Consider the following 6,459-nt stretch of genomic DNA (forward strand, 5'->3'; position numbering starts at 1 on the left):
GTGCCACCCCCGCCGTCCTCACTGGTCATGCCCCCGGAGCCCCCGGACGCAACTTCCGCCACAGCGACCACGTCGTGGTGCCCCAGGCCCACGCGCCGACGACCAGCACCACGACCTTGGTCCAGAACCAGAGGGACGCGGGCTCCGGATCGCTGACCAGGTCGATGCCCCACCAGAGCAGTCCCGCGGTGAACAGGACGGTGGGCAGCACCTCCGCCCGTGCCGCGCGCCGCGCCTTGCCCGGCCCTTCGCTGAGCCGTAGCGCGTAGACCTCGATGTCCCCGAACTCGCCCTCGGCGCTTCCGCCCGAGGCGGCGAGATGGTCCCGCGCCTCGGCCACGCGGCGCCGGGCGTCGCTCGCGGACACGCCGTGCCGCCCCCGCAGCAACGCGGAGAGCCGCGTCAGCCAGGCCTCGTCGTCACTCCCTATCGCGTCGCCAGGCACGGCCCGCCCGCGGAACCAGCGTCCGACGGGCCCAGGGGGAAGGCGCCACCCCAGCACTCCGAGCAGCGCGCCGACGACGAACAACGAGGGCGCGGGAACGCTCACTTCGGGCCCTCGGGGCACGACGGTGAACCCCGTGGCACAGGCGACGACAAGCACCGCGGCACAAGCCATGGCAACCCGCCCGGCCCGCAGCCGGCCCGCCGCGCGCAGCTCGGGGATGACGCCGGTCACCAGCACGACGAGCACGGCGAGCAACAGCCCGGCCCCGCCGGTGGGCCAGCCGACCGGAATCCAGAGCCCGTCACTGATCCACAACACGGCACCGAACAGCGCGACTTGACCACCGGCAAGCAGCAACGAGCTGGTGAACCGGTCACCGGCGGCGAAGCCTTCGACGTCCACGGAACTGCGATGCGCCTCGTCGATCCGCTCGGCGGCCACGGCGTCGGCGTACGCCGAGGGGTCGCCGAGAACCTCCCGAACGGGGAGCCCCGCCTCGGCCGCCGTCAGCCGAGCCTCCTCCAGCACCTGCGCGGCGAGCCCGTCGGGAGGCGTGTGCCCCAGAGCCAACGCGAGCTCGAACTCGGCGGCCCACTGCGCGTCGTCGCCGCTGAGCCGGTCAGGCTTCGGCGCCTTGCCGTCCGTACGAATCATCGTCTTCCCCCAGTCCTTGTCGACTCTCCGAGCCTTCTATGTCCTCTGCGCCCTCGGCACCACCGGCCAGGGCAGTCACCACCCCGTCGAAGTGGCGCCAGGCGCGGTACTCGACGACCAGCCGCTCGCGTCCCGCTTCGGTGAGGCGGTAGTACTTCCGCCCGGGGCCGCCCTCGCCCGCGCTCCAGCGGATGTCGACGGCGCCTTCCTCCTCCAGCCTGGTCAGGGCCGGATAGAGGGTCGCCGCCTTGGCGTTGGTCAGCCCGGCGGCGCCCAACTCCTGAAGCAGCGCGTACCCGTAGCTCTCGCCCCGCTCCAGCATTCCGAGCAGACACAACGGCAGCGCCGCACGCAGCCAAGCGGAACTGACCTCCGCCACCTGCCTCGCCTCCCCGACTAGTTGAGTTTTTAGAATAGTCGCAACCTCAGACATCCGCCACCCCCCCGTCGCGGGCCTGTGACCCGCCCCACTTTCGGAGTGCTCCACTCGCCAGCGGGCATGTGCCAAGCCGAGCGGTCGAAACGTACGTCCCGAGCAGCGGGCGCGTATGCCGGTGGATGATCACGGAGTGGGCGGGACATCTCACGATGTGATATCTGCGAGGCGAATTTCGGCCGCTCGTTAGACTGAGCCGACCGCAGCAGTGCGGTAAGAGACGGACTGAGCGAGGAGCGCACGTGAGCCTTGTCGTGCAGAAGTACGGAGGCTCCTCCGTAGCCGATGCCGAAGGCATCAAGCGGGTCGCCAAGAGGGTTGTCGACGCCAAGAAGAACGGCCATCAGGTCGTTGTCGTGGTGTCCGCCATGGGTGACACGACGGATGAGTTGATCGATCTTGCCGGGCAGGTGTCCCCGATCCCTGCCGGGCGTGAATTCGACATGCTGCTGACCGCAGGGGAGCGGATCTCCATGGCGCTGCTTGCCATGGCGATCAAAAACCTGGGTCACGCGGCCCAGTCGTTCACGGGCAGCCAGGCCGGTGTCATCACCGACTCCGTGCACAACAAGGCGCGGATCATCGATGTCACGCCGGGCCGCATCCGGGCCTCGATCGACGAGGGCAACATCGCCATCGTCGCCGGGTTCCAGGGTGTCAGCCAGGAGGGCAAGAACATCACCACGCTCGGTCGTGGTGGGTCCGACACGACCGCTGTCGCCCTCGCTGCCGCCCTCGACGCCGAGGTCTGCGAGATCTACACGGACGTCGACGGTGTCTTCACCGCCGACCCCCGTGTGGTGAAGAAGGCCCAGAAGATCGACTGGATCTCGTTCGAGGACATGCTGGAGCTCGCGAGTTCCGGGTCCAAGGTGCTGCTCCACCGCTGTGTGGAGTACGCACGCCGTTACAACATCCCGATCCACGTCAGGTCGTCCTTCAGTGGGCTTCAGGGCACATGGGTCAGCAACGAACCGCAAGGGGACCGCAAGGTGGAGCAGGCCATCATCTCCGGTGTCGCGCACGACACCTCGGAGGCCAAGATCACGGTCGTCGGCGTGCCGGACAAGCCGGGTGAGGCCGCCTCGATCTTCCGCGCCATCGCGGATTCCGGGGTCAACATCGACATGATCGTGCAGAACGTGTCGGCCGCCTCGACCGGGCTCACGGACATCTCGTTCACGCTGCCCAAGGCCGAGGGCCGCAAGGCGATCGACGCGCTGGAGAAGACCCGCGCGACCACCGGCTTCGACTCCCTTCGCTACGACGACCAGATCGCCAAGATCTCGCTGGTCGGCGCGGGTATGAAGACGAACCCCGGCGTCACCGCCGCCTTCTTCGAGGCGCTCAGCGACGCGGGCGTGAACATCGAGCTGATCTCGACCTCCGAGATCCGCATCTCGGTCGTGACCCGCGCCGATGACGCGAACGAGTCCGTCCGCGCCGTGCACACCGCCTTCGGCCTCGACTCCGACACGGACGAGGCCGTGGTCTATGGAGGCACCGGGCGATGACCGGAAAGCCGACGCTCGCGGTCGTCGGAGCGACCGGGGCCGTCGGCGCGGTCATGCTCCAGATCCTGTCGCAGCACGCCGACATCTGGGGCGAGATCCGACTCGTGGCCTCACCGCGCTCGGCGGGCAAGAAGCTGTCCGTGCGCGGTGAGGAGGTCGAGGTCCTCGGCCTGGCCGAGGACGTCTTCGACGGCGTCGACGTGGCCATGTTCGACGTGCCCGACGAGGTCAGCGCGCAATGGGCTCCCATCGCCGCGTCCAAGGGCGTCGTGGTGGTCGACAATTCCGCCGCCTTCCGGATGGACCCGGACGTGCCGCTGGTCGTCCCGGAGGTCAATCCGCATGCCGCGCGCGTACGCCCGCGCGGCATCGTCGCGAACCCCAACTGCACGACCCTGTCGATGATCGTGGCCGTCGGCGCGCTGCACGCCGAGTTCGGCCTGCGCGAGCTGATCGTCTCCTCGTACCAAGCGGTCAGCGGGGCCGGACGGGACGGCGTCGACACGCTGCGGCGCCAGATGAAGCTGGTGGCGGGCTCGGAGCTCGGCACAAGCCCCGGTGACGTACGACGCGCTGTCGGCGACGACACCGGGCCCTTCCCCGAGCCCGTGGCGCTGAACGTGGTGCCGTGGGCCGGGACGCTGCGGGACGACGGCTGGTCGTCCGAGGAGATGAAGGTGCGGGACGAGTCCCGCAAGATCCTCGGCCTGCCCGACCTCAAGGTCGCGGCCACCTGCGTACGCGTGCCGGTCGTGACCACCCACTCGCTGACCGTCCACGCGCGCTTCGAGGACGAGGTCACGGTGGACCGGGCGCGCGAGATCCTGGCGACCGCTCCGGGCGTCGTGCTCTTCGACAATCCGGCCGCGGGCGAGTTCCCGACGCCCGCCGACGTGGTGGGGACCGATCCCACCTGGGTGGGCCGGGTGCGGCGCGCGCTGGACGATCCGACGGCCCTCGAACTCTTCGTGTGCGGGGACAATCTGCGCAAGGGGGCCGCGCTGAACACGGCCCAGATCGCGGAGCTGGTGGCGGGGGAGTTCACCACGTGAGGCTTCTCCTGATGGGGCAGACCGGTTCAGACCGGGCCTGAGTGATCCCCGGCATGAAAGCGTTTGTGGGATCTGTGTAAGTTCTGTGTCCAACTTGGTGGCCAGGATCGCTTGAACTGGACCATTGCCGCGTTCGAAGATTCGCAATATTCGTCCCCGTCCCACTGCAACCGGCAGCCGGGCGGGGCGCGTCTTTGCGATCGCCCTCCCGGGGGCATGACCTGAGCGCTGCGAAAATTGGGCATAGGGGAAGAGCTGGTACGCATGGGGGCAATTGATGCATCGTCACCGACACCGACGATGCCTGCCGCAAACGCGCCGCGTGATGCGTACAACCCTCCAGGGGGTAAGCGTGTCCAACAGGCGTGGCAGAGGTTCTCGATTTCACAGCGGTTCAGGCGAGGGGCGCGTCCCTGCGTCCGCCTCGCCGTCCCCGTGCGCCCGCCGGCATGCCGGTGATCGCCCCCATGCCCACCACGAGATCGGCCCGCATCCCGGCGCAGCGCGAGGGCGCTGAGGAGACGATGAGCGCGGGCACCACGGTCGACCACCTGACCGAGACCTATCGCGCCCATTACCGGTCGCTCCTCGGCCTGGCGGCGCTGCTTCTCGACGACACCGCGTCCTGCGAGGACGTCGTGCAGGAGGCGTTCATCCGGGTGCACTCGGCGCGCAAACGCGTGCGGGACCCGGAGAAGACGCTCGCCTATCTGCGCCAGACCGTCGTGAACCTCTCGCGGTCCGCGCTGCGGCGCCGGATCCTCGGGCTGAAGCTGCTCTCGAAGCCGATGCCGGACATGGCGAGCGCGGAGGAGGGTGCGTACGACCTCCTTGAGCGGGACGAGCTGATCAAGGCCATGCGCGGCCTCCAGCGCCGCCAGCGCGAAGTCCTGGTCCTGCGGTACTTCGCGGACATGACCGAGGCGCAGGTCGCCGAGACCCTGGGCATATCGCTCGGTTCGGTGAAGGCGTACGGCTCGCGCGGGATCGCGGCTCTGCGGGTCGCCATGGAGGCACCGGCATGAGCAAGCAGGAGTACGGGCGTGAGCACGATGAGAACGCCGAGTTTGAGCAGCATGCTGGGGACGAAACTGTGAAACACGGCCAGGGCGACGAGCCCACCGCGTCCGAGCGTGAAGTCGATGCCGCGGCGGACGAAGCTGCGCCGGACGAAGCTGCGTCGGACGAAGATGTATCGGGGGATGTCGCGCCGGACGATGCTCCGGCGGACACCGCATCCGAAGCCGCGTCCGAAGCCGCGTCCGAAGCCGCGTCCGAAGCCGCATCGGATACCGCATCGGTTTCTGCCTTGGGGTCCGTCTTCGACGGTGAGAGCGGCTCCGACGAGCTGGCGCTGCGCAGGCTGATGCGTTCGGCCGTGCAGGAGATCGAGCCGAGGGACAGCGCCCTGGAGCGGCTGCGGCATGCGGTGCCCGCCCGGCGGGCGCGCAAGCGTCAGGCCGTGGTTGGCATGGCCGCCGCCGCGCTCTTCATCGGCACCGCCATCCCCGCTCTCGTACACGTGACGAACTCCGGCGGCGGCTCGGACGACCGGCCGTCGATCGCGGGCAACAGCGAGCAGACGCAGGGCGGTTCCAGTCAGGGCAAGGGTCCTGACGGCGGGGAGAAGGGCGAGGGCAGCGGCTCCGGCCCCTCCAAGTCCAAGGACAAGAAAGACAAGAAGGACAAGAAGGACGGCAAGGGGAAGGGCGCGTCCAGTGGCGGCGCGACCGGTGGCCCCGACCCGTCGGGCACAGAATCCGCCGGCTCGCCTGCCTGCGCGGTGGACCAGCTCGGCGACGCAGGCGGTAGCGCGGGTGCGGCGGAGGCCGACGGCAAGGTGTACGGCAGCTTCCGCATCGCCAACGTATCCGGCAGCAGCTGTACGGTCAGCGCCCCCGGCAGCGTGAGCACGTCGACGACGGGGGCGGCCGATCCCGCGAAGGTCGGCGTCATCGACCACGTCGCGGGCGACGCGGCCACGGGGCTTCCGGACCCGGCTCAGGCGGTCAGCTCGCTGGTCCTCCAGCCGGGCGCCGCGTACGAGGTGAAGTTCGCCTGGGTGCCTTCCGAGGCGTGTCCGCCGGACGGCGGCGGCGATCCTTCGCCCGACCCGACTCCGACGGAGGGCGGCGCGGACGGCGGTACGCCGGGCGGTGTCGAGCCCCAGATGGTGCGCGAGGACGGCGGCGTCCTCGACGGCGGAGTGACGGTTTCCCTGACGGCCCCCGCGGGCTCACCGGCGGCGGGCGCGACGATCCCCAACGCGTGCGCGGGGACGGTCTACCGGACGGGGATGCTGTCCGCTTCGTAGCCGAAGCGACTGCCAGGACGCCGGCCGGGCTGGGCCCTTCG

Annotated in this window: 6 protein-coding genes; 4 read left to right on the forward strand and 2 right to left on the reverse strand. The window is 69.6% G+C overall.

Features of this window, described 5'->3' with window-relative positions; genetic code table 11:
* Positions 1–25 precede the first annotated feature (25 nt).
* Positions 26–1,102 carry a hypothetical protein gene (locus tag ACFUPX_RS29830; protein WP_383329412.1) on the reverse strand — a complete coding sequence of 359 codons (1,077 nt, stop codon included), beginning with the start codon at positions 1,100–1,102 and terminating at the stop codon, positions 26–28.
* Positions 1,068–1,481, reverse strand: a complete 414-nt coding sequence (locus ACFUPX_RS29835; protein ID WP_383329415.1) for a PadR family transcriptional regulator — start codon at positions 1,479–1,481, stop codon at positions 1,068–1,070. Before ACFUPX_RS29835 ends, ACFUPX_RS29830 begins: the two co-directional genes overlap by 35 nt.
* A 299-nt stretch (positions 1,482–1,780) precedes the next feature.
* Here ACFUPX_RS29835 and ACFUPX_RS29840 point away from each other — a divergent pair, with 299 nt between their 5' ends.
* From ACFUPX_RS29840 to ACFUPX_RS29855, 4 genes are all read left to right on the forward strand, one after another.
* Positions 1,781–3,052 (forward strand): aspartate kinase, encoded by a 1,272-nt coding sequence (locus ACFUPX_RS29840; RefSeq protein ID WP_383329418.1) that lies wholly within the window; start codon positions 1,781–1,783, stop codon positions 3,050–3,052.
* On the forward strand, positions 3,049–4,104 hold the full coding sequence (locus ACFUPX_RS29845; RefSeq protein WP_383329421.1) for an aspartate-semialdehyde dehydrogenase: 1,056 nt from the start codon (positions 3,049–3,051) through the stop codon (positions 4,102–4,104). The genes ACFUPX_RS29840 and ACFUPX_RS29845 overlap by 4 nt, the downstream gene beginning before the upstream one ends.
* A 365-nt stretch (positions 4,105–4,469) precedes the next feature.
* Entirely contained in the window at positions 4,470–5,129 is a 660-nt protein-coding gene (locus tag ACFUPX_RS29850) for a SigE family RNA polymerase sigma factor (protein ID WP_383329424.1), read from the forward strand.
* On the forward strand, positions 5,126–6,418 hold the full coding sequence (locus tag ACFUPX_RS29855) for a hypothetical protein (protein WP_383329427.1): 1,293 nt from the start codon (positions 5,126–5,128) through the stop codon (positions 6,416–6,418). Before ACFUPX_RS29850 ends, ACFUPX_RS29855 begins: the two co-directional genes overlap by 4 nt.
* Positions 6,419–6,459 lie beyond the last annotated feature (41 nt).

This window comes from Streptomyces sp. NPDC057302 (assembly GCF_042667685.1).
Lineage (GTDB): Bacteria > Actinomycetota > Actinomycetes > Streptomycetales > Streptomycetaceae > Streptomyces.

Excerpts from the sequence above, each read along its gene's own strand:
- ACFUPX_RS29830 (WP_383329412.1), bottom strand. The coding sequence starts at position 1,102 with ATGATTCGTACGGACGGCAAGGCGCCGAAGCCTGACCGGCTCAGCGGC.
- ACFUPX_RS29845 (WP_383329421.1), top strand. The coding sequence starts at position 3,049 with ATGACCGGAAAGCCGACGCTCGCGGTCGTCGGAGCGACCGGGGCCGTC.
- ACFUPX_RS29855 (WP_383329427.1), top strand. The coding sequence starts at position 5,126 with ATGAGCAAGCAGGAGTACGGGCGTGAGCACGATGAGAACGCCGAGTTT.